Source organism: Microbacterium sp. KHB019 (genome assembly GCF_037285405.1).
Classification (GTDB): Bacteria; Actinomycetota; Actinomycetes; order Actinomycetales; family Microbacteriaceae; genus Microbacterium.
The window spans coordinates 866324-889290 of the sequence record NZ_JBBDHF010000002.1; the positions used below are offsets into that span (position 1 = coordinate 866324).

At 68.5% G+C, this 22967-nt stretch carries 22 protein-coding genes; 13 read left to right on the forward strand and 9 right to left on the reverse strand.

Annotation, left to right across the window (positions count from 1 at the left end; genetic code table 11):
• Nucleotides 1-54: 54 nt before the first annotated feature.
• The 6 genes from KHB019_RS10650 (at nt 55) to KHB019_RS10675 (ending at nt 6203) form a co-directional block, all read left to right on the forward strand.
• Nucleotides 55-1497: an LLM class flavin-dependent oxidoreductase gene (locus KHB019_RS10650; RefSeq protein WP_325471712.1), complete on the forward strand. Its 1443-nt coding sequence runs from the start codon at nt 55-57 to the stop codon at nt 1495-1497.
• Between the two features lie 7 nt (nt 1498-1504).
• Nucleotides 1505-2722: an acyl-CoA dehydrogenase family protein gene (locus KHB019_RS10655; protein WP_325471713.1), complete on the forward strand. Its 1218-nt coding sequence runs from the start codon at nt 1505-1507 to the stop codon at nt 2720-2722.
• A gap of 115 nt (nt 2723-2837) precedes the next feature.
• Nucleotides 2838-3602 carry a 3-oxoacid CoA-transferase subunit A gene (locus KHB019_RS10660; RefSeq protein WP_337458924.1) on the forward strand — a complete coding sequence of 255 codons (765 nt, stop codon included), beginning with the start codon at nt 2838-2840 and terminating at the stop codon, nt 3600-3602.
• Nucleotides 3602-4237, forward strand: a complete 636-nt coding sequence (locus KHB019_RS10665; protein ID WP_337458925.1) for a 3-oxoacid CoA-transferase subunit B — start codon at nt 3602-3604, stop codon at nt 4235-4237. The genes KHB019_RS10660 and KHB019_RS10665 overlap by 1 nt, the downstream gene beginning before the upstream one ends.
• Nucleotides 4234-5403, forward strand: a complete 1170-nt coding sequence (locus KHB019_RS10670; RefSeq protein WP_337458926.1) for a thiolase family protein — start codon at nt 4234-4236, stop codon at nt 5401-5403. The genes KHB019_RS10665 and KHB019_RS10670 overlap by 4 nt, the downstream gene beginning before the upstream one ends.
• A 17-nt stretch (nt 5404-5420) precedes the next feature.
• The gene (locus tag KHB019_RS10675; protein ID WP_230102490.1) at nt 5421-6203 is read left to right on the forward strand and encodes an IclR family transcriptional regulator domain-containing protein; all 783 of its coding nucleotides are present in this window, start codon (nt 5421-5423) and stop codon (nt 6201-6203) included.
• A gap of 23 nt (nt 6204-6226) precedes the next feature.
• Here KHB019_RS10675 and KHB019_RS10680 read toward each other — a convergent pair whose 3' ends face one another.
• Nucleotides 6227-6835, reverse strand: coding sequence for a TetR/AcrR family transcriptional regulator (locus KHB019_RS10680; RefSeq protein ID WP_230102491.1), 609 nt, complete (start codon nt 6833-6835; stop codon nt 6227-6229).
• 144 nt (nt 6836-6979) lie between these two features.
• On the opposite strand from KHB019_RS10680, the gene KHB019_RS10685 reads away from it, so the two are divergent.
• Entirely contained in the window at nt 6980-8674 is a 1695-nt protein-coding gene (locus tag KHB019_RS10685; RefSeq protein ID WP_337458927.1) for an MFS transporter, read from the forward strand.
• A 63-nt stretch (nt 8675-8737) separates the two neighbouring features.
• Here KHB019_RS10685 and KHB019_RS10690 read toward each other — a convergent pair whose 3' ends face one another.
• Genes KHB019_RS10690 through KHB019_RS10700 form a run of 3 tightly spaced genes read right to left on the reverse strand, consistent with a single transcriptional unit; the run spans nt 8738 to nt 11276 of the window.
• Nucleotides 8738-9874: an NAD(P)/FAD-dependent oxidoreductase gene (locus KHB019_RS10690; protein ID WP_337458928.1), complete on the reverse strand. Its 1137-nt coding sequence runs from the start codon at nt 9872-9874 to the stop codon at nt 8738-8740.
• Entirely contained in the window at nt 9871-10080 is a 210-nt protein-coding gene (locus KHB019_RS10695; RefSeq protein WP_337458929.1) for a ferredoxin, read from the reverse strand. Before KHB019_RS10695 ends, KHB019_RS10690 begins: the two co-directional genes overlap by 4 nt.
• A gap of 23 nt (nt 10081-10103) precedes the next feature.
• Entirely contained in the window at nt 10104-11276 is a 1173-nt protein-coding gene (locus tag KHB019_RS10700) for a cytochrome P450 (protein WP_325471197.1), read from the reverse strand.
• Between the two features lie 204 nt (nt 11277-11480).
• Here KHB019_RS10700 and KHB019_RS10705 point away from each other — a divergent pair, with 204 nt between their 5' ends.
• The 6 genes from KHB019_RS10705 to KHB019_RS10730 are packed head-to-tail and all read left to right on the forward strand — an operon-like array spanning nt 11481 to nt 18175.
• The gene (locus tag KHB019_RS10705; RefSeq protein WP_325471198.1) at nt 11481-12461 is read left to right on the forward strand and encodes a phosphotriesterase; all 981 of its coding nucleotides are present in this window, start codon (nt 11481-11483) and stop codon (nt 12459-12461) included.
• 1 nt (nt 12462) lies between these two features.
• Nucleotides 12463-13431 carry a phosphotriesterase family protein gene (locus KHB019_RS10710; protein WP_337458930.1) on the forward strand — a complete coding sequence of 323 codons (969 nt, stop codon included), beginning with the start codon at nt 12463-12465 and terminating at the stop codon, nt 13429-13431.
• Nucleotides 13432-13434: 3 nt separating this feature from the next.
• The gene (locus tag KHB019_RS10715; protein WP_337458931.1) at nt 13435-14574 is read left to right on the forward strand and encodes an FAD-dependent oxidoreductase; all 1140 of its coding nucleotides are present in this window, start codon (nt 13435-13437) and stop codon (nt 14572-14574) included.
• 9 nt (nt 14575-14583) lie between these two features.
• Complete coding sequence (locus KHB019_RS10720; RefSeq protein ID WP_337458932.1) at nt 14584-15531, forward strand: alpha/beta hydrolase; 948 nt, start codon at nt 14584-14586, stop codon at nt 15529-15531.
• Entirely contained in the window at nt 15531-16454 is a 924-nt protein-coding gene (locus KHB019_RS10725; protein WP_230102500.1) for an MBL fold metallo-hydrolase, read from the forward strand. The genes KHB019_RS10720 and KHB019_RS10725 overlap by 1 nt, the downstream gene beginning before the upstream one ends.
• Nucleotides 16454-18175, forward strand: coding sequence for a CocE/NonD family hydrolase (locus KHB019_RS10730; protein WP_230102501.1), 1722 nt, complete (start codon nt 16454-16456; stop codon nt 18173-18175). Before KHB019_RS10725 ends, KHB019_RS10730 begins: the two co-directional genes overlap by 1 nt.
• Nucleotides 18176-18254: 79 nt before the next feature.
• Here KHB019_RS10730 and KHB019_RS10735 read toward each other — a convergent pair whose 3' ends face one another.
• The 5 genes from KHB019_RS10735 to KHB019_RS10755 form a co-directional block, all read right to left on the reverse strand.
• The gene (locus tag KHB019_RS10735; protein ID WP_337458933.1) at nt 18255-19460 is read right to left on the reverse strand and encodes an MFS transporter; all 1206 of its coding nucleotides are present in this window, start codon (nt 19458-19460) and stop codon (nt 18255-18257) included.
• Nucleotides 19461-19550: 90 nt separating this feature from the next.
• Nucleotides 19551-20381: an ABC transporter ATP-binding protein gene (locus KHB019_RS10740; protein ID WP_443193205.1), complete on the reverse strand. Its 831-nt coding sequence runs from the start codon at nt 20379-20381 to the stop codon at nt 19551-19553.
• Complete coding sequence (locus tag KHB019_RS10745; protein WP_337458934.1) at nt 20371-21144, reverse strand: ABC transporter permease; 774 nt, start codon at nt 21142-21144, stop codon at nt 20371-20373. The genes KHB019_RS10740 and KHB019_RS10745 overlap by 11 nt, the downstream gene beginning before the upstream one ends.
• Complete coding sequence (locus KHB019_RS10750) at nt 21141-21971, reverse strand: ABC transporter permease (protein WP_337458935.1); 831 nt, start codon at nt 21969-21971, stop codon at nt 21141-21143. The genes KHB019_RS10745 and KHB019_RS10750 overlap by 4 nt, the downstream gene beginning before the upstream one ends.
• Nucleotides 21968-22936, reverse strand: coding sequence for an ABC transporter substrate-binding protein (locus KHB019_RS10755; protein WP_230102504.1), 969 nt, complete (start codon nt 22934-22936; stop codon nt 21968-21970). The genes KHB019_RS10750 and KHB019_RS10755 overlap by 4 nt, the downstream gene beginning before the upstream one ends.
• Between the last annotated feature and the right edge of the window lie 31 nt (nt 22937-22967).

The following is a 22967-nucleotide window of genomic DNA, read 5'->3' on the forward strand; positions in this document are numbered from 1 at the left end:
TGATCCTTCGACACACTCGCGTGCGCGCGGCGTGACGCGGGCATCCTCGAAGTCATGAGCGAGAACCGTCCCCTCCGTTTCAACGCGTTCGTGATGAACACGAACTCCCACATCCAGCACGGCCACTGGCGCCGGCCCGAGGCAGGGCAGGTCGACTTCGAGGATGTGAATCTCTGGATCGATCTCGCGAAGACGCTCGAGGCGGCGAAGTTCGACGCGATGTTCTTCGCCGACGTCTCGGGGCACTACGGGGATGCCGACGCCGACTACGAGGTCTACGTCCGGCACGGCCTGCAGATTCCCAGCAATGACCCGACGGTCCTGCTCGGAGCCCTCGCCGTGGTCACAGAGCACCTCGGCCTCGCGCTCACGTCGAACGTCGCGCAGAACCACCCCTTCAACTTCGCCCGCCAGGTCTCGACGCTCGACCACATCTCGCGCGGCCGGATCGCGTGGAACATCGTCACCGGCACGCAGGACAACGGGGCGCGCAACTACGGGCTCCCGCAGCTGACCGATCACGCCGAGCGCTACCGCTGGGCTGAGGAGTACGTCGACGTCGTCTACAAGCTCTGGGAAGGCTCGTGGGACGAAGGCGCCGTCCTGAAGGACAAGGAGAACGGCCTCTACGCCGACGTCACCAAGGTGCACAAGATCTTCCATGAGGGCGAGCGGTACCAGGTCGAGGGGCCGCACCTGCCCTCGCCATCCCCGCAGCGCACCCCGTTGCTGTTCCAGGCCGGGTCATCCGAGTCCGGGCGTCGGTTCGCCGCGCGGAACGCGGAAGCGGTGTTCATCATCGCGCCCAACCCCGAGGTCGCGAAGTGGCAGATCGATGAGACGCGCGCCCTCGCCGTCGAGAACGGCCGAGAGCCGGACGACATCAAGTTCTTCCAGGGGTTGACCTTCGTCATCGGCGACACCGAGGAGGAGGCGAAGCAGAAGGCGGAGGAGTACAGCCGCTGGTCGAGCGATGAAGGCTTCCTCGCGCACGCCGCGATCGTCGACAAGACGGGGCGCACCTACCCACCGGAGACGGAGCTCAAGGACGTCGACACGAACACCATGAAGGGCTTCACCGAGCTGCTGCGCCGAACGATCACCGACCGGGAGCCGACGGTTGCGGACGTCGCCGGCCGGATGACCCGCAACAACCTGATCGTCGGAACGCCCGAGCAGATCGCCGACGAGCTCGAGAAGTGGCAGACCGCCGGAGTCGACGGGATCAACGTGGTGAACGCGGTGCTCCCCGGGTCGTTCGAGGAGTTCGCCGACAAGGTGCTCCCCGTCCTCCGCGAGCGCGGACTGGCGCAGACGGAGTACGCGCCGGGCACTCTGCGCGAGAAGCTGTTCGGTGCGCCGCGGCTGAACTCGCGGCATCCGGCGGCACGGTATCGCGGGGCGTTCGCCAGTCACCGTGCCGAGCGGTCCGACGATGCCGAGCGGTCCGACGATGCCGAGCAGCAGCCGATCGCCGACGCCGCTGTGCGCGTCTGATCCGAGCGTGTCGACGACAACGGCGACGCACCCCGGCGTGACGACTGCCGAGCTGCTCGCGACCTTTCGGCCCGTGTTCGACCGGATCGCGGAAGGTGCCGCCGAGCGCGACCGAACCCGTCGCCGACCGCACGAACAGGTCGACCTGTTGAAGCAGGCACGGTTCGGTGCGCTGCGTCTGTCGCGCGACGAGGGCGGGTTCGGCGCGACGCTCGAGCAGGAGCATGTGCTGCTGATCGAACTGGGAGCGGCGGACTCGAATCTGCCGCAGATCTGGCGCAATCACTTCGCCTTCGTAGAGGACGTGCTGTTCGATGACGAGGCCGGACTCAACGAGCAGTGGCGGGCGCGGATCGCGGAGGGCGCGCTGTTCGGCGGGGCATGGTCCGAGGCCGGGGGCAGGTCGTTCTTCGACATGAGCACGACGCTGACCGGCACGGCCGACGGCGCCGTGCTCCACGGCAAGAAGTTCTACAGCACCGGCAGCCTGTTCGCCGACTGGATCAGCGTGCTCGCCACGGGTCCGGAAGCCGACCAGGTGAGCCTGGTGCTCATCGAGGCGGATGCCACCGGGGTGACGCTCGTCGACGATTGGGACGGCATCGGCCAGCGACTCACCGGCAGCGGGACGACCACGTTCGACGCGGTCGCCGTGCCCGGCGGGCGCTGGTACCCGTTCGCCCAGCGTGCCCGTTACCAGGAGGCGGTGTATCAGCTCAATCATCTGGCGACGCTCGCCGGGATCTGCCGTGCCGCGCAGCGCGATCTGACCGATGCGGTCCGGTCGCGGCTGCGCAACTATCCGCAGGGGCTCGCGGCTGCGCCGCGCGAGGACGGTCAGATCCAGGAGGTCGTCGGCCGCGTCTCGGCGCTGGCATCCTCCGCGGAGGCATCCGTCCGCTGGGCGGCGCGCGGGCTGGACAATGCGGTGGCCGTGCTGGCCATCGACCCCGCATCCGACGCTCCGGAGGTCGTCGATGCGCTGCGCGCCGCCACGATCGCGGTGTACGAGGCGCAGCTGACGGTGACGGATGCCGCGTTGCAGGCGTCCACGCTGCTATTCGACGCGCTGAGCTCATCCGCGCTGGCAGAGGATCGGGCGCTCGACCGGCACTGGCGCAACGCCAGGACCGTGGCATCCCACAACCCGCGCGTCTACAAGGCGCGCCTCGTCGGCGACTGGCACCTGAACGGTGCAGACCCGAGCGCGGCTTTCACGCCGTAGCGGACGATCCGAAGCGGGACGGGCTGAGCAAGCGATAGCGCGTCGAAGCCAGCCTCCGCTAGAATGTTCACACGGCGAACCAGCGTTCGCACAGCGAACGTCGCGAGGAGGCGCAGTGATCGACAAGACCGTGGCGGACGCGGCATCCGCCGTCGCCGACATCCCGGACGGCGCGACCGTCATGATCGGCGGGTTCGGTCGCGCCGGGCAGCCCGTCGAACTCATCGACGCGCTCATCGCGCACGGCGCCGGGGACCTCACGATCGTGAACAACAATGCCGGCAACGGCGACACGGGTCTCGCCGCGCTGCTCGCCCAGGGATTGGTGCGCAAGATCGTGTGCTCGTTCCCGAGGCAGAGCGACTCGTGGGTCTTCGACGAGCTCTACCGCAGTGGGAAGATCGAGCTCGAGCTCGTCCCGCAGGGCAACCTCGCCGAGCGCATCCGCGCCACCGGAGCCGGCATCGGCGCGTTCTTCTCGCCGACCGGCGTCGGCACCGAGCTCGCCGCCGGCAAGGAGGAGCGCGTCATCGACGGCCGCCGCTACGTGCTCGAGTATCCGATCGCCGCCGACTTCGCCCTCATCAGTGCGCTGCAGGGCGACCGTTGGGGCAACCTCGTCTACCGCGAGACCGCCCGCAACTTCGGGCCGATCATGGCGACCGCCGCCGCCACCACGATCGTGCAGGTCGATGAGATCGTGCCGCTCGGCGCGATCGACCCCGAGGTCGTCGTCACGCCCGGCATCTTCGTGAACCGCGTCGTCGCGGTCGGCGAGCGGCGCTGGCTGCAGGGCGGCTCGTTCGTCGGCGGTGTCGATCTCGAGGGCAGGCCTGCGGATACCGCGGAATCTGATGTTGCGGAAGAGGAGGCAGCGTGATGAGCACCCGCATCACCCGTGACGATCTCGCCGCGCGCATCGCGGCCGATATCCCCGAGGGCGCTTTCGTGAACCTCGGCATCGGCGCACCGACCCTGGTCGCGAACTACCTGCCCGACGATCTCGAGATAATCCTGCACACCGAGAACGGACTGCTCGGCATGGGCGGCGCCCCGCTCGACGGCCAGGTCGACCCCGACCTCATCAACGCGGGCAAGCAGGCGGTCACCGCGGTCGCCGGCGCGGCGTACTTCCATCACGCCGACTCCTTCGCGATGATGCGCGGAGGACACCTCGACGTCTGCGTGCTCGGTGCGTTCCAGGTCGCGCAGAACGGCGACCTCGCGAACTGGTCGACCGGAGCTCCCGGTGCGATCCCGGCTGTCGGGGGCGCCATGGACCTCGCGATCGGCGCCAAGGACGTCTACGTGATGACCGACCTGCTCGCCAAGGATGGCTCGTCGAAACTCGTCGCCGAATGCGCCTATCCGCTCACCGGCGTCGGCTGCGTCAGCCGCGTCTACACCGACCACGCTGTCTTCGACGTGACACCCGAGGGCTTCCGCGTGCGCGAAGCGTTCGGCGAGAATACCGTCGAGTCCCTTTCAGAGTTGACCGGACTGGAGCTGTCATGACTTCGACTTTCATCTACGACGCGGTTCGCACCCCGTTCGGTCGTGCGGGCGGTGCGCTCGCCGGCATCCGCCCCGATGATCTCGCCGCGACCGTGATGCGCGCGACCGTGGAGCGCACGGGGCTGGATGCCGCGCGCATCGACGATGTGATCTTCGGCGACGCGAATCAGGCGGGCGAGGACAACCGCAACGTCGCCCGCATGGGCGCACTGCTCGCCGGCTTCCCGACATCAGTGACCGGCGTGACGGTGAACCGGCTGTGCGCGTCGAGCGTCGAGGCGGTGATCCAGGGATCGCGGGCGATCGAATCGGGGGATGCCGAGATCATCCTCGCCGGCGGAGTCGAGTCGATGAGCCGGGCGCCGTTCGTGGTCGAGAAGTCGGCCAAGCCGTATCCGGCGACCGGAAATCAGACGATGTGGAACACCGCGATCGGCTGGCGCATGACCAACCGTGCGTTGCCGAAGGGGTGGACGATCTCGAACGGTGAAGCCGCCGAGAAGACCGCCGCCACCTGGGGCATCAGCCGTGAGGATCAGGATGCGTTCGCCGTCCGCTCGCACGAGCTCGCCGCCCGGGCATGGGCCGCCGGCGTCTACGACGGCGAGATCGTCCAGGTCGCAGACGCGGAACTCGCCCGCGACGAGGGCATCCGCGACGGGTCGACTGTCGAGAAGCTCGCGGGATTGAAGGCCCTGTTCGCCGAGGACGGGACCGTCACCGCCGGCAACTCCTCCTCGATCAACGACGGCGCCTCCGCCGTGCTGCTCGGCGCCGAGGGCGCGCTGGATGCCGAACCACTGGCCCGCATCACCGGCCGCGGTGCACACGGTGTCGACCCCGACGAGTTCCCGACCGCGCCGATCGAAGCCGCGAACAAGGCGCTCGCACGCGCCGGCCGCACCTGGGCGGACGTCGACGTCGTCGAACTGAACGAGGCGTTCGCTTCGCAGTCGCTCGCGTGCCTGCGCGGCTGGCCCGACCTCGACCCCGACAAGCTCAACATCCACGGCGGAGCGCTCGCGATCGGGCACCCGCTCGGCGCCTCCGGTGGCCGCATCATCGGCCACGCCGCGCACGAGCTCAAGCGCCGCGGCGGGGGAGTCGCGGTCGTCGCGATCTGCATCGGCGTCGGCCAGGGCCTCGCCGTCGTGCTGGAACGGTGAGCGGATAGGGTTCTCGAGTGACCGAATCGGATGCCGTGCCCGCCGCGAGTGCGGACTTCGTCCAGTCGCTGGCCCGCGGCCTCGCGGTCATCCGCGCGTTCGACGGCGAACCCGCCGAGCTGTCCCTCGCCGAGGTTGCTCGGCGCACCGACATCCCGCGCGCAGCCGCTCGGCGCTTCCTGCGCACGCTGGAGCAGCTCGGGTACGTCAGGGCGACGTCGGATGCTCGATTCCTGCTGACCCCGCGCATCCTCGAGCTCGGCTACGGCTACCTCTCGTCCCTCTCGCTGCCGGAGGTCGTCCAGCCGCATCTCGACGCGCTCTCGCATCGGATCGGCGAGTCGGTGTCGGTGGCGGTGCTCGACGGCGACGAGATCGTCTACGTCGCACGCGCCGCCGCCCGCCGCATCATGAGCGTGCGGATCACGATCGGCACGCGTCTGCCCGCTGCAGCCACGAGCATGGGCCGAGTGCTGCTGGCGGCGCTCCCCGAGGCGGATGCCGCGGAGTTGGTGGACTCGCTGGTGGCGTATACCCCGCGCACTCGCGTCGACCCATCGGACCTCGCGTCCGAATTGGATCGGGTCCGCGAGCAGGGCTGGGCGATGGTCGACGGCGAGCTCGAGGAGGGACTGCGGTCGATCGCGGTGCCGCTGCGAACGCGCACCGGAGTCACCGCAGCACTCAACGTCTCGACCAGCACCGCGCGCGGCGCTGCCGACGACATGCGGGCCGAACTGCTGCCCGCACTGCAGCAGACGGCCTCAGCGATCGAGGAAGAGCTGCGCACGGTCGCCTGACTACTCGGCGACCGCGAACGCGGTCACTCGCCGAGCAAACTCGTCCACGCGACGGCGAGGATGTCGAGCTCCGGGCCTTCGTCCAGAGACCACGGATGCCGGATCCACCGCAGATTCGCACTGTTCAGTAACTCCATGGCCAGGTAGCCGCGGTAGCGCCGGGTCGCCTCGTCGAAGCGACCGGCAGCGGTGAGACCGGCCGCGATGTCGTCGATGACCTCGCCGAACCATGCTTCGCGCAGTTCGCGCATCTCCGGGTCGACCGCAGATGCTTCCTCGACGACCGTGATGTACGGCTTGATCTCTGGCCAGCGCGTGGCTTGAGCGCCGATCCAAGCGCGGATCGCGACGAAACTGCCTTCGTGCGTGGCATCCACGAGCGAACCAGCTGTTGAACGGTGCTCGGGATCCTCTCGGCGATCGAGGTGCCGATTGAGTTCGCCGAACAGCGCACGCATGAGCTCGGTCTTGTTCGGGAAGTGCGCATAGAACGTCACGCGCGTCGTGCCGACCGCTGAGGCGATGTCATCGATCGTTGTCGCGACATAGCCCTGCTCCTGGAACAGTCGCAGAGCCTGATCGAGCAGCGACTGCCTCGTCTGCTGCTTCTGCTTCTCGCGAAGATTTGCCATGCGCCAACACTAACCACATAACAGTCAGTAAATTCGCTTGACAAGCTATAAAGTTAGGGCCAATCTTGGCGGAGGGCTCGCAGGCCCGAACTGCGGGCCCACACCGCATCCGCACATGCACTCAGGGACGAAGGAGTTCCCCCTATGTCAACGCAGACCAGTACGATCATCGCCTCGCGCGGGTCAGTGCGGGCGACGTTCATCGCCGCCTTCCTGTCCGTGACGCTGGCCCAGACCGCCTACGCGGTTCCCGGCGCCCTCAACGGCGCCTTCGCCGCCGAGTTCCACGCCACGGGCGCCGGCCTCACCTGGATCACCGCCATCTTCGAGATAGGGATCGTCGCGTTCGAGCTGACCTTCGGCCTTCTCGGCGACCTGTTCGGCCGCAAGAAGCTGATGATCGCCGGATCCCTGTTCGTCGTCGTCGGCGCAGCCCTGTCGGCCCTCGCCACCGACATCACGTTCATGATCATCGCCCAGGCCGTGATCGGCATCGGAGCGGGTCTGCTCTTCCCGATCGGACTCGCGATGGTGTCGGCGCTCACACCCGACAAGGCCAAGCGCTCCCGCGTCATCGCGACGTGGGCCGGGTTCCTCTCGCTCGGCGCCGTCATCTCGCCGGTCATGGCCGGCGTCACCGCGCAGTTCCTCACCATCCCCGGCGCCGAGCCCGGCGCCCCGAACGAGTTCAGCGGATGGCGCGTCTCGTACTGGATCATCGCCGCCGTCGCCGTGATCCTCGTCGCGATCTCCGCCTCCACCCGTGACTCGTCGGCTCCGGCCGGTCGCAAGCTCGACCTCCCCGGTCAGATCACGTTCGCGCTCGGTCTCATCGCCGTGCTCTACGCGACGGTCACCGCCGTCGACCACGGCTTCGGCTACTGGCAGGTCATCGCCGCCTACATCGTCGGTGTCGTGCTGCTCGTCGCCTTCGTCGTCATCGAGCTGCGCTCGCCGGCGCCGCTGCTGCACCTCGAGCTGTTCCGCAACCGCACGTACTCGACCGCTGCCATCGTCGCCGTCACGGGCATGTTCGCATTCCTCGCGATCTGCTTCGCGACCTCGATCTCGATGGGTGCGCTCGCTCAGGAGCCGGTCTGGGTCATCGGCGTGCTGTTCATCATCATCCAGGGCCCGGCGTTCGCGCTGTCGCCGGTCGTGGGGCGCCTGATCCACACGGTCGCCCCGCGCTGGCTGCTGACCAGCGGGTTCCTGCTCATGGCGATCTCGGGCTTCTGGCTGTCGTCGTACACCGTCGGCGTACCGGCTCGTTTCGGCGGTACCCCGTGGACGGACTTCATCCTGCCCCTGCTGCTGCTCGGCATCGGATTCGCGCTCACGATCGGGTCGATCACGGCCGTCGCGATCAACACGGTCCCCGAACACCAGATCGGCATGGCCTCGGCCACGACGAGCCTCATGCGCGACCTCGGCTTCACGCTCGGCCCCGTGGTCGGATCCGCGATCGCGTTCGGCGTGGGCGCCTCGGCGTTCGCGCTCCCGATCGTCAGCGTGCTGCAGGGCACCGGCATCCCGCCGGAGGCCGTGGAGGGCCTCTCGCACGTCCCGCCGCTCGCGTGGCTGTCGGGCTGGGAGGGCGTGGTCGGCCAGTTCGCCGGCGAGATGGCCGCGGCCGGTGCGCCGGCTGAGGCCGTCGAGGGTGCGGTCGCGTCGATCAACGCGGCTCAGGGCGACATCATGGGTCTCGCCGGAGCCTCGCTCGGCGGCGGCTTCAGCATCGTCTACGTCGTCGCGGCGTGTGCCGCCGTGGCATCCGCCGCACTGACGCTCTTCCTGCCGAGCGGAAAGAAGGCTGACGCAGAGCTCATCGCGGAGTAATCCGTACAACGAGAGCCGGCCCCCGGGAATCATCCCGGGGGCCGGCTCTCGTTCGTCCTGCTGTCAGTCGGACGCGGCGTCCGTCAGCCGTCGCAGCCGGGGGATCGGGATGCGGTGATCGATCGAGATCACCGAGCGGATGCCGTCGGCGCCGTGCCAGCGCAGCAGCGCCGGTGCGGCATCCCCTCCGCCGACGAGAACCTCGGGTGAGCCGTGGACGGGGAGGGGCCCCACAGCCTTCACGCTGTGGCCGAACTGCTCGGTCCAGAAGTAGTTCTGGAACCGCAGTGCGGGTGCATCCGGATCGAGAAGAGCGGATGCCGCGGTCTTCGCCTGCTCGATCGCGCTGGTCCACAGCGGGGTGCGCGCGGCATCCGGACCCCAGGCGGTGACATCGCCCGCGGCGACGACGCCATCGCCGATGCGCCCATGCGCATCGGCGAGGAGGCGTCCGTCGCGGAGGAGCCCTGATGACGTGAGCCACTCCGTGTTCGGCAGGTCGCCGACCGCGCTGACCAGCACGTCGGCCGTATGCCTCGAGCCGTCTGCCGTGCGCACGACCGCACGGGCTCCGTCGGCCTCGACCGCTGCGGACGACGTGACGACGATGCGCAGCCCCTGTGCTCTGGCGGACGCCGTGAGGACGCCCGCGACATGCGCGCCCAGTTGCCGTGACATGGGTTCCGATGTCGCGATCAGGGTGACGCGGCATCCGGCGGCGACGGCTCCGGACGCGATCTCCATGCCGAGCACCCCGCCGCCGAGCACGACGATGTCGGGACGTGCCTCCAGGCGCTCCCGCAGTATGCGGGCGTCGTCGAGGCCGCGCAGTGTGAGCTCGCCGGAGCTGTCGCTGAGGCGACGTGCGCGGGATCCGGACGCGATGACCAGGCCGTCATACGGCAGGTCTTCGCCATCGTCGAGCGCGATCGTGCGGCCTTCGATATCCAGACCGGTCGCGGACATGCCGCGGAGCTCGCGCGCGCCGTGTGTCGCGGGTGAGAGCTCGTGGGCTGCGAGGTCACCATCGAGTCTGAGCAGCGCCTTCGACAATGCAGGGCGGCTGTACGCCGCGTGCGGTTCGGAGCCGATGACCACCAGATCGCCATCGAACCCCCTCTCGCGGAGCGTGTCGCACGCTGTGAGGCCGGCGATGCCCCCGCCGACGACGACGATGCGCTCGAGTGCCCGTGTGCTCATTCCGCGGCGTCGGCTGCGGCGAGCAGCCGGAGTGCGGCCACTGGGCAGACGCGGACCGCGGCTTGCGCTCTGGTGACATCCTGGCCGGTCACCTCGGAGACATCGATGACGAGTTCGCCCTCGTCGTCCAAGTGCATGAGGTCGGGGGCGGCCTCCTCGCACAGGCCGTGGCCCTCGCAGCGGGGACGATCGAGTTCGATGCGCATGGTGTCCTCCTTCAGGATCGCGGTCATGCCGGCACGACCGCGCGAACGGGCAGGCTGTGGATGCTGCGTGTGATGTTCGACGGCTCGCGGACCTCGTCGCCGAGTTCGAATGAGCCGACGTGGGTCGCGAGTGCCCGGATTACGGCGTGCGCCTCCAGACGAGCGAGCCCCTGACCGGCGCATCCGTGCGGTCCGTAGCCGAACGACAGGTGGTCGACCGGGTTGCGTGTGACGTCGAAGACGTCCGCCGTCTCGTAGTGGCGGGGGTCGCGGTTTCCGGAGCCGAACAAGATCGCCACCTGGGCGCCCTCCGGGATCACGACGCCGTCGACCTCGACGTCGCGCGTCGCGCGACGTCCCCACGCGTGCACGGGGGCCCAGTAGCGGAGCACCTCGTTGAACGCCGCGGGGATGAGTGATGCATCCTGACGCACCAGCTCGAACTGCTCGGGGTGGCGACCGAACAGGGCCACGATGTTGCCGATCGACGCGATCGTCGTGTCGACACCTGCGCCGAGGTACTGGTGGATGATGTGGCCCGCGCTGCCCGCGGGGATCGCGCCGCGGGTCTCGGCGTCGAAGATGCCGCGCCCGATGGATCCCTCGGCGAGGTCGGCGGCGGTGACAGTGCTGCACCAGCCGTACAGTTCACCGGCGATGGGGAAGTTCTCCTGCGTGCGCTGGTTCATCGGACCGATGACCTCCATCGCGGCCTGGCCCCAGCGCATCATGTTCTCCTTCACCTCGCCCGTGAAGCCGATGAGGTCGGCGACGATCTCGAGCGGGAAAGCGCGGGCGAGGTCGTCGATCGCCTCGAAGCCTCCGCGTGCCGCCAGCTCAGCCACGAGCGCGTCGGCCTTCGCCTCGATCTGCACGCCCAGGCCGCGCAGGGCGCGTGGGGTGAGGTTCTCGGACAGGGTCGCACGCAGCGTGGTGTGCTCGGGTGGGTCGGAGCGCAGCGAGGTTCCTGCGAGCGCCTCGTTGACCATTGGGTTGAACCCGATCGTGGCTGAGGAGAACGACTCCCAGTCGGCGAGTGCGTCGCGGATGGCTCCGTAGCGGGTGAGGGCGTAGACGTCGTTACGGGGCAGATGCACGACGGCGCCGAGCTCGCGCAGGGCCGCGTACGTCGGATACGGATCGACGAGCACGTCGTCGGCGAACAGGTCTATGTCAGATGTGGGTGCTGTCGTCATGATTCTCGTCCTCGAGTCTCGTGTCGTCCGCCTCCGTGGCGGATCACTTTACAGACAGTAAACCGTTCGTCGCATGACTTGTAAAGCGCTCTTTGATCACTGAGCAAGTTCGCTTGACAAGCTGTAAACCAAACTGGCAGGATCAACACATCCCCCGAACGCGACGTCGTGCGTCTGGGCGAAGACTCAATGGAGAGGGATCCTGTGAGCACAACCGTCAACACCGTCCTCGGCCCGGTCGCGGCCGAGGAGCTGGGCGTCGTCGCAATCCACGAAGCGCTGCTGTCCGTGGTGCCTGGTGCACAGTACGCGTACGACATCGACATCGATCGTGCCGAGGTCTTCGAGATCCTCAAGGCCAAGCTCGAGGCGTTCAAGGCAGCCGGCGGCGGCACCATCGTCGACCGCACCGGGATGTTCCACGGCCGCGACCTGCCGCTGTACGAGGCGCTGTCCCGCACGACGGGTGTGCACATCGTGGCATCCACCGGCATGGGCCCGGAGGAGAACCTCGGCGGCTACTTCCTCACCCCCCAGACGAACCCGCCGACTCCCTGGCCGGCCGAGCGCTTCGCCGAGCTGTTCGGCGCCGAGGCGACCGAGGGCATGGTTCTGCCGCGCGTCGAGCGCCGCGCCGCCGCCGGCCTCATCGTCACCACGCAGACCACCGCGGGCGCCACCCCGACCGATGACAGCCTGCTGCAGGGCGCCGCGCTTGCTGCCAAGGCGTCCGGCGTCGCCCTCTCGTTCTCGGCTCCGGCCAACACCCTCGGTGCGCTCGAGCTCGCGCTCGCCGAGGGCCTGCCGGCCGATCGCGTCATCGTCGCCGGACTCGACCGCGCCGGTGCCGCCGACATCGTCCGCGCCGTCGTCGAGCGCGGTGCGAACGTCGCGTTCGACCACATCGGTTCTGATGAGAGAGGGCAGTCCGATGCCGACCTCCTGAGCGACGACGAGCGCGCAACCCTGGTCGCCGAGCTCGTCGCAGCCGGCCACGGCGCCCGCATCCTGCTCTCGGCCGGCGCCGTCGGGGTGGCCAAGGGCCACGATGCCCCCGATACCGCGTACGACGCTGTGCTGACGAGCTTCGTTCCGAAGCTGGCCGCTGCCGGCCTCGACGAGAGCAGCATCCGCAGCATCCTCGTCACCAACCCTGCAAACCTGCTCGCCGTGAAGGAGGCCTGACATGACCCGCGTGAACACCGTCACCGGACCCATCGCCGTGGAGCAGCTCGGCTTCACCTCGATCCACGAGCACATCGGCTACGGGATGCCCGGCAGCGAGCTCGACACCCGCTGGTGGAAGACGCCGGAGCAGCGCTACGAGGAGACGATCCCGAAGCTGCGGAAGTTCGCCGAGTACGGCGGGCAGACGTTCGTGGACGCCACCGGCATCTGCAACGGCCGCGACATCGACTACTACCAGTCGATCTCCGAGAAGACCGGCGTCAACATCATCGCCGCAACCGGTTTCGTCGGCGGTGACACGGCTCTGAAGCACTTCGCCGAGGCGAGCGTCGAGTACCTGGCCGACCAGTTCATCCACGAGCTGACCGTCGGCATCGGCCGTTCAGGCGGTAAGGCGGGCATCATCAAGGTCGGCGTCAGCCGCGGATTCAAGATGCTGCCGCTCGATCTGCGCATCTACCGCGCAGCCGCTCGCGCCTCGCTCGCGACCGGTGCACCGATCGTCACCCACCTCGCCGTCGACGCGCAGTCCGCGATCGACGTGTTCGACGAGGAAGGACTGCCGCTCACCCGCGTGCTGTTCGGCCACGCCGACGACGGCGTCAGCCAAGGCAAGGTCGACGAAGAGGGCATCGTCGGGGCCGGCGGACGCATCGGCTTCGACACCTTCGGCTACGACCTCGAACTGCCGGACCCGCCGTTCTGGGGCCGCCACCGCGACGAGCGCTTCCAGCACCTCATGCGCTACCTGCGATCAGGGCAGATCGACAAGGTGCTCGTCGCCGCCGACGCCAACTGCAGCCCGCTGGGCTGGCCGGGCGTCAAAGGCCACACGATCAACTACCTGTTCGAGCAGCTGATCCCCGACCTCAAGCAGGACGGCGTCTCGGATGCCGTCATCGACCAGCTCTTCGTCGGCAATGTTGTCGACTTCTTCTCTACGACCACACCCCTCGAAGGCGAGTGAACCATGGATCTCAACGGACTGAACGTCGCCATCATCGGCGCCGGATACGCAGGCGCATCGACCGCGAAGGCTCTGAGCCTGCGCGGCGCGAACGTCACCGTCTACGAGCAGGCCCGCCAGTCGGGTGAGGTCGGCGCCGGCATCGGCCTGCGCCCCTCGTCGATGGCCGCCTTCCGCGAGTGGGGCGCATTCGATGCGATCGCCGCCGTCAGCACGGCCAGCAACGGCATCCGCATCCTCACCCCGCAGGACGAGCTCGTGCACGCCGAGGAATGGCCCGAGAAGGAGCTGTTCGGCCTCACGACCCACCTGATCCACCGTCGCGATTTCATCGATGCACTGATGTCGGTGCTCCCCGAGGGCATGGTCAAGTTCGGTCACCGCATGGAGTCCATCGTCGACAATGGCGACACCGCCACCGTGAACTTCGAGAACGGCGAGAGCGTGACCGCCGACCTCGTGATCGGCGCCGACGGCATCAGCTCACGCGTGCGCAACGCGCTGTTCAGCGACAACGCCCCGGTGTTCGCGCACGAGCACGCCTACCGCGCCGTGTTCGACATCTCGCTCGTGCCCGGCGTCTTCGACGAGGACGACGACTTCCGCGTCTACTTCGACGCGCCGACCAACCGTCACCTGTACCTGCTGCCGCTGCGTCACCGCGGTCAGGTGTCGTTCGACATCACGGTGCCCTCGGACGACGAGACCTGGTCGCCGGCGGTCACCCGCGAGATCATCGTGGCGTCGCTTGCGGGCTTCGACCCCCGCTTCGAGCAGGTCACCCGGTCGATCGACATCGACACCATCAACTGCCGCTCGGCCTACGACATCGACCCCGTCGACACCTGGCACAGCGACTCGGTGGTGCTCGTCGGCGACGCCGCGCACGCCATGCTCCATCACCAGGGCCAGGGTGCGAACTCGGCCATCCTCGACGCCAAGGGGCTGGCGGATGCTCTCGCCGAGGCGCCCTCGGTCAAGGAGGGGCTCACCGCCTTCCAGTCCGCCCGCAAGCCGATCACCGACGGGTATCAGAAGGTCTCCCGCAGCGGCTGGGACCCGGAGGCGCTGGATGACGGATTCCCCGGTCAGCACGGCGACGCAGAGCGCGACGACGCCGAGCCCGCGACGGCCGGAGCCTGAGGAGACGACATGCCCCTGCATCCCGAGATCGCCCGCATCCTGGCATCCTTCCCGCGTGAGGAGCCCGGCCCTCTCGACCCCGCCGCCATGCGCGCCGGCGAGGAGTCGCAGGTGCCAGCGCTCGAGGACCGCCACCCCGTCGCGCACGTCGCCGACCGGGTCGTTCCGACGACGGCAGGCGACGTGCCGGTGCGGGTGTACTTCGACGGATCGGACGCGGATGCCGCGAGCGGCGCCATCGTGTACATCCACGGCGGTGCGTACTTCCTCGGGAGTCTGAACACGCACGATCACGTCGCCCGCCAGCTGGCGATAGCGACCGGTCTGCGCGTGTTCTCGGTGGGCTACCGCCTGGCGCCGGAGCATCCGTTCCCCGCCGCGATCGACGACGTCACCGGCGTCGTCGAGTGGATTCTCGCATCCGGGCAGGACGCAGGCTGGGACGGCCCTGTGTGGGACGGCGGAGTCCTCGCGCTGGTCGGCGACAGCTCGGGCGGCACGGTCGCGACGGTCGTGGCGTCCGCGCTGCATGACCGCGGCATCGACAGGGTCACGCACCAGGTGCTCTACTACCCGTCGGTCGACCTCGACTTGAATCCCGATCGCTACCCGTCGATGGTCGAGAACGCCACGGGCTACGGCATGGAGACCGCGGGCATCGCGCCGTTCAACCAGTTCTACTTCGACAGCGGTGCCGACCCGCAGGATCCGCGCGTCTCGCCCATCAAGCGCCAGGACCTCTCCGGCCTGCCCCCGGCACTCATCCTCACGGGCGAGTTCGACCCGATGCGCGACGAGGGCGAGCTATACGGCCGGCGTTTGCAGGATGCCGGAGTGCGCACGGTCGTGCACCGTTACGAGGGGGCGGGGCACGGCTTCGTGCAGCACTTCTCGTGGCTGCCCGAATACGGCACGGCCCTCGCCGAGACCGCCGCGTTCCTCAAGGAGGCGTGGTGATGGTCGACATCCACCCGCTCGTCGCTCCGTGGGGCCGGTTCGGCCTGCGCAGCTTCTTCATCGACGCACCGGAGCCGGCGATCGTCGACACCGGCGTGACCGAGTCGCCCGAAGGCATGCGCGCCGGGCTCGAGGCGATCGGCCGTCGCATCGAGGACGTGCGCTGGATCCTCCTGACGCACGGCCACATCGACCACGTCGGCGGCGCGCACGCCCTGTGGGAACTCACCGGGCGCAAGGCCGAGGTCGTCATCCACCGCGACGACGCATCGATGCTGCGTTCGCGCGAGGCGCACGTCGACGAGTGGCGCTCCGGCCGCGGGCGCTGGTTGAAAGACCCCGAGGGCGAGGCCAAACAGGAGGCGTCGCTGCGCGCGGCGATCAGCGGCGAGATGGAGCCGACGCTTGCGCTCGAGGGGGGCGAAGTGCTCGACCTCGGCGGCGTCCGCGTCGCAGCGCACGCGATCCCTGGCCACACCGCCGGCGCCATCGCCTACGTGGTCGAGGAGTCCCGCGACGTGTTCGTCGGCGACGCCGTGCAGGCGTACGGCGCAGCATCCGGATTCCCCGGCTACGAGGATGCCGACAAGTACCGGGCGAGCCTCGAGTTCCTGCGCGATGAGGTGAGGCCCGAGCGTCTGTACCTCGGGCACCCGTACCGCCGGGCGGACGGCTCACCGTTCCCCGAGGTGCTGGATGCCGCGGACGCGCTCGAGGCGATCCAAGGCAGCATCGACAACGAGGCTCGCATCCGTTCTGCGGTCCTGCCGTACCTCGCGGGCGCGCTGGTTTCGACCGATTCCCCGTACTCGCCGTTCCAGTCCGTCGCCGAGCAGCTCGGCTACACGGGCGACCCGACGCTGGAACCGGCCCCCTTCTTCACCACCATGAACGCGTACGTCACGCAGTTCGGAGCAATGTAATGACTGACACCCAGACGATCAAGGCCGGCGGACGCGACTTCGACGTCCACAAGGACCTGCGCGTCCCGATGCGCGACGGCGTCGCCCTCGTCGCCGACGCGTACGGAGCATCCGCCGACGAACCGCGCCCGGCACTCGTGGCGCTGAGCCCCTACGGCAAGGAGCTGCAGGCGCTCGCGCTGACCATGCCGCCGCAGCGTCGCCCCTCGCCCATGTGGGACGGCTGCATCGAGGCCGGCGACATCGCCCGCGTGATCGACGAGGGCTACGTCCATGTCATCGGCGACCTGCGCGGCTCCGGCGGCTCAGAGGGTGAGCACATCGGCAATTACAACGCCGGCGGCGTCTCGCTCGGTCAGGACGCCTACGACTTCATCGAGTGGGTCGCCGAGCAGCCCTGGTGCGACGGCCGTGTCGGCATGATCGGCATCTCGTACTTCGGGTCGATGCAGCTGCTCGCCGCCGCTGAGCGCCCGCCGCACCTGAAGGCGCTGTTCATCTCGGGCGGCCACTACGACTTCTACGAGACGACCTACCACGGCGGCATCATGTGGTTCATGCCGCGTGCGGCCCGCGAGGGGCGCGGCGGCGACAGCGGCTGGGCGTTCACCGATCGGGTCAAGAGCCGGATGCTGGAGACGCTGTCCGATGAGGACGTCAAAGCCCGCGTCGCGGCGCGGTTGGCCGACCCCGACGTGCAGGCGTGGCCGAACCTCGTGCACACGCTGCACTATCCGACCAACCACGAGGCGTGGTTCGACATCATCACCAACGAGCTCGACGGCGAGTGGTACGAAGAGCGCAACCCCGTGAACCTCGCATCACAGGTCGAGGTGCCGGTGTGGCTCCAGATCGATCAGGGCCGCGGCTGGACTCTCGACGGCACGATCGAGGCGTACAACCAGCTCGCAGGGCCCAAGAAGCTGACGATCGGTTCGTACCCTCCGATGCAGTCCCGGCCGTGGGTCGAGGAGCACGACAAGATGTTCCGCTGGTACGACTACTGGATCAAGGGCATCGAGAACGGCGTCATGGACGAAGCGCCGGTGAGCGTCTTCGTCGAGGGCACGCGCGAGTACGCGACCGGCGACCAGTTCCCGCCGAAGCCCATCGAGTACAAGCCGCTGTACCTGCGCACGCGCGGTCGCCTGTCGTCCGAACCCGAGACGATGGATGCCACGGCTGCGGCTCCCGACGGCTTCTACCAGGCACCGCTCACGGTGACCGACAAGGTCGAGGTGCTGCGCTGGGCGACACCGGTGTTCGAGGAGCCCGTCGAGATGATCGGCACGGGTGCAGCGCATCTGTTCGTCGAGATCGACCAGCCCGACACGAACCTCATCATGCGGTTCTGGGACGAAGCCCCTGGAGGCAAACGCCAGCTGCTGACCTCGGCATATCTGAAGGCCTCGCACCGCGAACTGGACGAGGAGCGCACCCGTGAGGGCGACCCGATCCATCCGCACACGCGTGCGATTCCGGTCGAGCCAGGTGTGATCGAGGAGTACGTGCTGCGGATCTACCCGTTCGCGGCCACGCTGCTGCCCGGTCACCGCATGATCGCCGAGCTGTCGAACGACGAGCCGCTGGTCGACGAGCACAACTCGCTGCTTCCGCCCGACGCCTTCCACCTGCCGGTGGGGCGCGCGGTGGCGCATAAGGTCTACCGCGACTCGGAGCACCCGTCTCGGCTCGTGCTGCCGTTCACGGTCAAGAAGTAGCCCACCACCCCGAGAACCGCCTTGCACGGTGACAATTGCCGTGCCAGCACGAGTTTCGTCGTGCGAAGCGAATCTCGCTCTACGTACGCGGCTCGAGCACGAACCGGTCTCGACCGGCGTACACGCCGAACACGGCCTGCGCGCTCATGCTGACGAGCAGGATGACGAGCGGGAGCGTCCAGCTGCCGGTAGTCGCGTGCACGGCTCCGAACAGCGCGGGCCCGACCGCGGCGATCGCGTAGCCGATGGACTGCGACATGCCCGACAGGGCGGATGACGCGCCATGGTCGCGCGCCCGATCCGCCATGAGCGTGAGCGAGACCCCGAGAGAGAGGCCGGAGAAGGTTCCGAGCGGGACGACCCAGATGCCGACGGCATCCGGCCAGACCATGAGACCGGTGATTCCGGCGATGCCGAGCACCGGGAGCAGCGCCGGCGTCAGCCGCGCCGCGCGCCCGCGCATGACGAACGCCACGGCCAGGGAGCCGACCAGCGAGAAGATCTGGTAGATCATCACATCGACGCCGGCGAGGGCTGCGCTGCGTCCGGTGTCGAGGGACATGGAAGCCAGCCACGTCACCAGCACGTAGAACGTCGTCGACTGCACGCCCATGTACCCGGCGACCTGCCACGCCACGGGGTCCCGCCAGATCCCGGTTCTCGGTGCGCGGCCGGTCGGGGCGCCGCGCATCGCTCGCAGTTCGCGCCGCCTCGTCGCCCACCAGGCCGCGAGCGCGACGGGGGCGAGGGCTCCGCCGGTGATCAGCAGCGATACGCGCCAGCCGGCGCCGGCGTCGCCGCCGGTCAGGCCCGCGAGAGGAACGGCGAGGCCGGATGCCACCGCGCCGGCCCCGCCGAGGATCGCCGAGTACACGCCCATCATGAGCGGCACACGCAGCGGGAAGTCGCGCTTGATCACGGCCGGAAGGATCACGTTCCCGACCGCCAGGGCGACGCCGATCAGCCCGGTGCCGACCCAGAGCCACACGGTCGAACCCGGGAGAGAGCGCACGACCACGCCGACGGCGAGCAGCCCCATGGCGGCGAGTACGGCTCCGCCGAGGCCTAGTCGCCGTCCGAATCCGTGCGCGAACGGCGAGACGATGGCCCAGGTGATGAGGACGATGGTCGACAAGGATCCGAGGAGCGCCAGCGGGATGCCCGTGTCGTCCGTGATCCGCTCGATGAGCGGACCGACCGCGGTGACAGCCGGGCGCATGAGGGTCGCGACCAGGCACAGCGCGATGATGGATGTCGCGCCGCGCAGCATCCGGACACGTTTCACTCTCGAACCCTCCCACGACCTCGCTCCGGTCGCGAATCCTGCCGTTCTGACGCCGCCGATGCGGCAGGATTCGCGACCCGAACCGGTGGATCAGGCGGACGCGGCCTGCTCGTCGCCGCCGCGGTTGCCCTTGGCCCGCTGGATCTCGCCGTAGATATGATGGCGCAGTTCCACGAATCGCGGGTCGGAGCGCGTGGACAGCTGGTCGCGTTCGTCCGGCAGGTCGATCGTGACGTCGTCCTGCACGACGGTGGGCCGGTTCGACAGCACGATCACGCGCTGCCCGAGGTAGACGGACTCGTCGATGTCGTGCGTGACGAACAGCACCGTGACACCGAGCTCCTTCCAGATCTTGCGGACGAGGTCCTCGAGATCGGCGCGAGTCTGCGCGTCGACCGCGGCGAAAGGCTCGTCCATCAGCAGGATCTGCGGACGGTACGCGACAGCGCGGGCGATCGCGACGCGCTGCTGCATTCCACCGGACAGCTGCCACGGGTACTTGTCCGCAGCGTCCGAGAGCCCGACGGCCTCAAGGGCGTCGGTGGATCGCTCACGGCGCTCGATCTTGGAGAGCCCCGCGGCCTTCAGCGGCAGTTCGACGTTCGCCTGCACGCTCATCCACGGGTACAGGCTGCGCCCGTACTCCTGGAAGACGACGGCCATCGTCTTCGGCGGGCCGGTGATGGCCTTGCCCTCGAGCTCGAGACGCCCGGCGGTCGCCGGCAGGAGACCCGCGATGCACTTCAGCAGCGTCGTCTTGCCGGCGCCCGACGGTCCGACGATGCAGACCAGCTGCCCCTGCGGGATGCTGAACGTCAGATCGCGGATCGCCTCGACGGCTTCTGCCTGCGGCGTCGGTGCCGGGTAGATCTTGCGAAGGCCCTCGACGAGGAGGACGGGTGTGGTGGTTTCAGGACTCACGTTGGACTTCTCTCAATCCGTGGTACCAGCGGAGGATGTAGCGCTCGACGTAGCGGAACAGCACCGCCAGGGCGAGACCGATCAGACCCAGCAGCAGGATGCCGCTCCACATCTCCGGGATGGCGAAGTTGCGCTGGAACTGGACGATGGTGAACCCGAGGCCGGAGGAGGTGTAGAACAGCTCCGAGATGACCATCAGGATCAGAGCGATCGACAACGACTGCCGCACGCCCGTGAGGATCTGCGGTGCCGCGGCTGGCAGGATCAAGTAGCGCAGGCGCGCCATGCGACCCAGACCGTAGCTGCGTGCGGTGTCGCGCTGCACCTCATCGGTGGCGCGGACGCCCTCGACGGTGTTCAGCAGCACCGGCCACAGTGAGCCGAAGATGATCACGAACACCTGCATGCGCCAGTTCACGCCCATGACGATCATGAGCAGCGGCAGCAGCACGGGCGGCGGGATCGCGCGGAAGAACTCCAGCAGCGGCTCGAGAAGCTGGCGGAGCGGCCGGAAGGATCCGATCAGCAGACCCAGACCGACGCCGACGACGACGGAGCCGATGATGCCGAGCGACAGGCGGCCCAGACTCGGCAGGAGGTCGTTCGTGAAGCGCTCGCCGAACCAGGTGTCGAAGAACGTGCCGACGAGTTCGCCGGGGCTCGGCACGAAGAACGTCGGATTGACGATCGTCGAGATCCACCACAGCAGCACGAGCAGGACGGGCAGGGCGAGCAGGAAGAACAGCCCTTTGAGGAACTTCATCCCGCCGCCTCCATCCGCACCGAGGTGTGCCAGCGCAGCGTGCGGCGCTCGAAGAATCTCACGACGAGATTGATCGCCACGCCGATGAGGCCGGTGGCGAGGATCAGCGCGTACATGCTCGTGATCGCTCCGCCTTCGCGCGTTTCGGCGATCTGCTTGCCGAGACCAGGAGTGCCGATGATGAGCTCTGCGGTGATCGCGAGGATCAGTGCGACGGCGGCGGCGAGCCGGATGCCGGTCATCAGATACGGCAACGCAGTCGGCCACATGACGTAGCGGATCCGCTGGAAGCGGCTGAGTCCGTAGCTGCGGGCGGTGGCGTCAGCGACGGGGTCGACGTCCTTCGCGCCGTAGATCACCTGCAGCAGCACCTGCCAGAACGCGGCGTAGACGATCAGCAGGAGTCCTGCCTGGATCTTCACGCCGAACAGCAGAACCGCCAGCGGGATCAGCGCCACCGATGGAACCGGGCGCAGGAACTCGATCGTCGAGTGCGTGAGGCGCTCGAGGAACCGGCTGGATCCGATGAGGAATCCGAGCACGGTCGCGGCGACCACCGCGATGAGCAGACCGAGCGACCAGCTCAGCATCGTGTCGCCTACGTCGCGCCAGAACGCCCGGTCGACGACGTACTGTCCGAAGCGGACGAGCACGTCGCTGGCCGGTGGCACGAAGCGGGAGTCGACGAGGCCCAGACGGGAGACGAGCTCCCACAGGACCAGGAAGCCGACCACGCCCGCCGCGCCGAGCAGCGCCGCCTGGGGCGAGGAGGAGGTGCGGCGGCGCAACCGCCGCACCTCGCTCACCGTGTTGAGGAGAGCTGTCACGGCAGAAGGTTGTCGAAGTCCGGCTCGGCCTTGAGGACGCCGTACTCCAGAGCCGCAGCCGCGAGCTTCTCGCTCGAAGCGCGGTCGAACTCGGTCGGGTACTTCGGCAGCGTGATCTTCGCGAGGACCTCGGGTGAGGTCTTCGTGTACGTCGCGATGATCTCGCGCACCGCGTCCGGGTTGGCGTCGGCGTACTCGAGCGACTTCTGCATGGCGGCCTGGAACTTCGCCAGCAGGTCGGCGTCGACGCTGCTGAGCGCGAAGTAGGCGGCGATGTCGAGCTTCGGGTCGAAGTCGGCGTACGCGTAGGTGACGACTTCGAGGCCGGCGTCGATCGCGGCGGTGACGAACGGCTCGACGACGAATGCGGCATCCACCTGGTCGTTCTCGACGGCCGCGACGGCGTCGGGGAACGGCACCTCGACGAAGTCGATGGTCGAGGAATCGGCGCCGGCTTCGTCGACGACCGAGCGCACGGCCGTGTCGTTGATGTTGCCGACGCTGTTGCTCGAGACGGTCTTGCCGGCCAGGTCGGCGGGCGAGGAGATGCCCGAGTCGGCCTTGGTGACGACCGCGCCCATGTCCTTCGACGTGTCACCAGTGGTGGCGACCGCGGAGGAGACCATCTTGATGTCGAGGCCCTGGTCGGCTGCGACCATCAGCGACAGCTGGTTGCTGAAGCCGAACTCGTAGTCGCCCGAGACGACGGCCGGAACGATCGCGGCGCCGCCGGTCGCGGTCTCGATCGTGAGGTCCAGGCCCTCGTCCTCGAAGAAGCCCTGCGCGTCGCCGAGGTAGATGGCCGCGGTATCGGCGATCGGGATGACGCCGACGGTCACGGGCGTCAGATCACCCGAGCCAGCGGCGTCGCCGTCGCCACCGCCTGCGGGTGCCTCAGAGTCGGTGCATCCGGTCAGAACCAGCGCGGTGATCGCCGCGAGGGCGAAGAAGCCTGCCTTTTTCATGTCACTCCGTTGTGTGAATGGTGGGGGATTC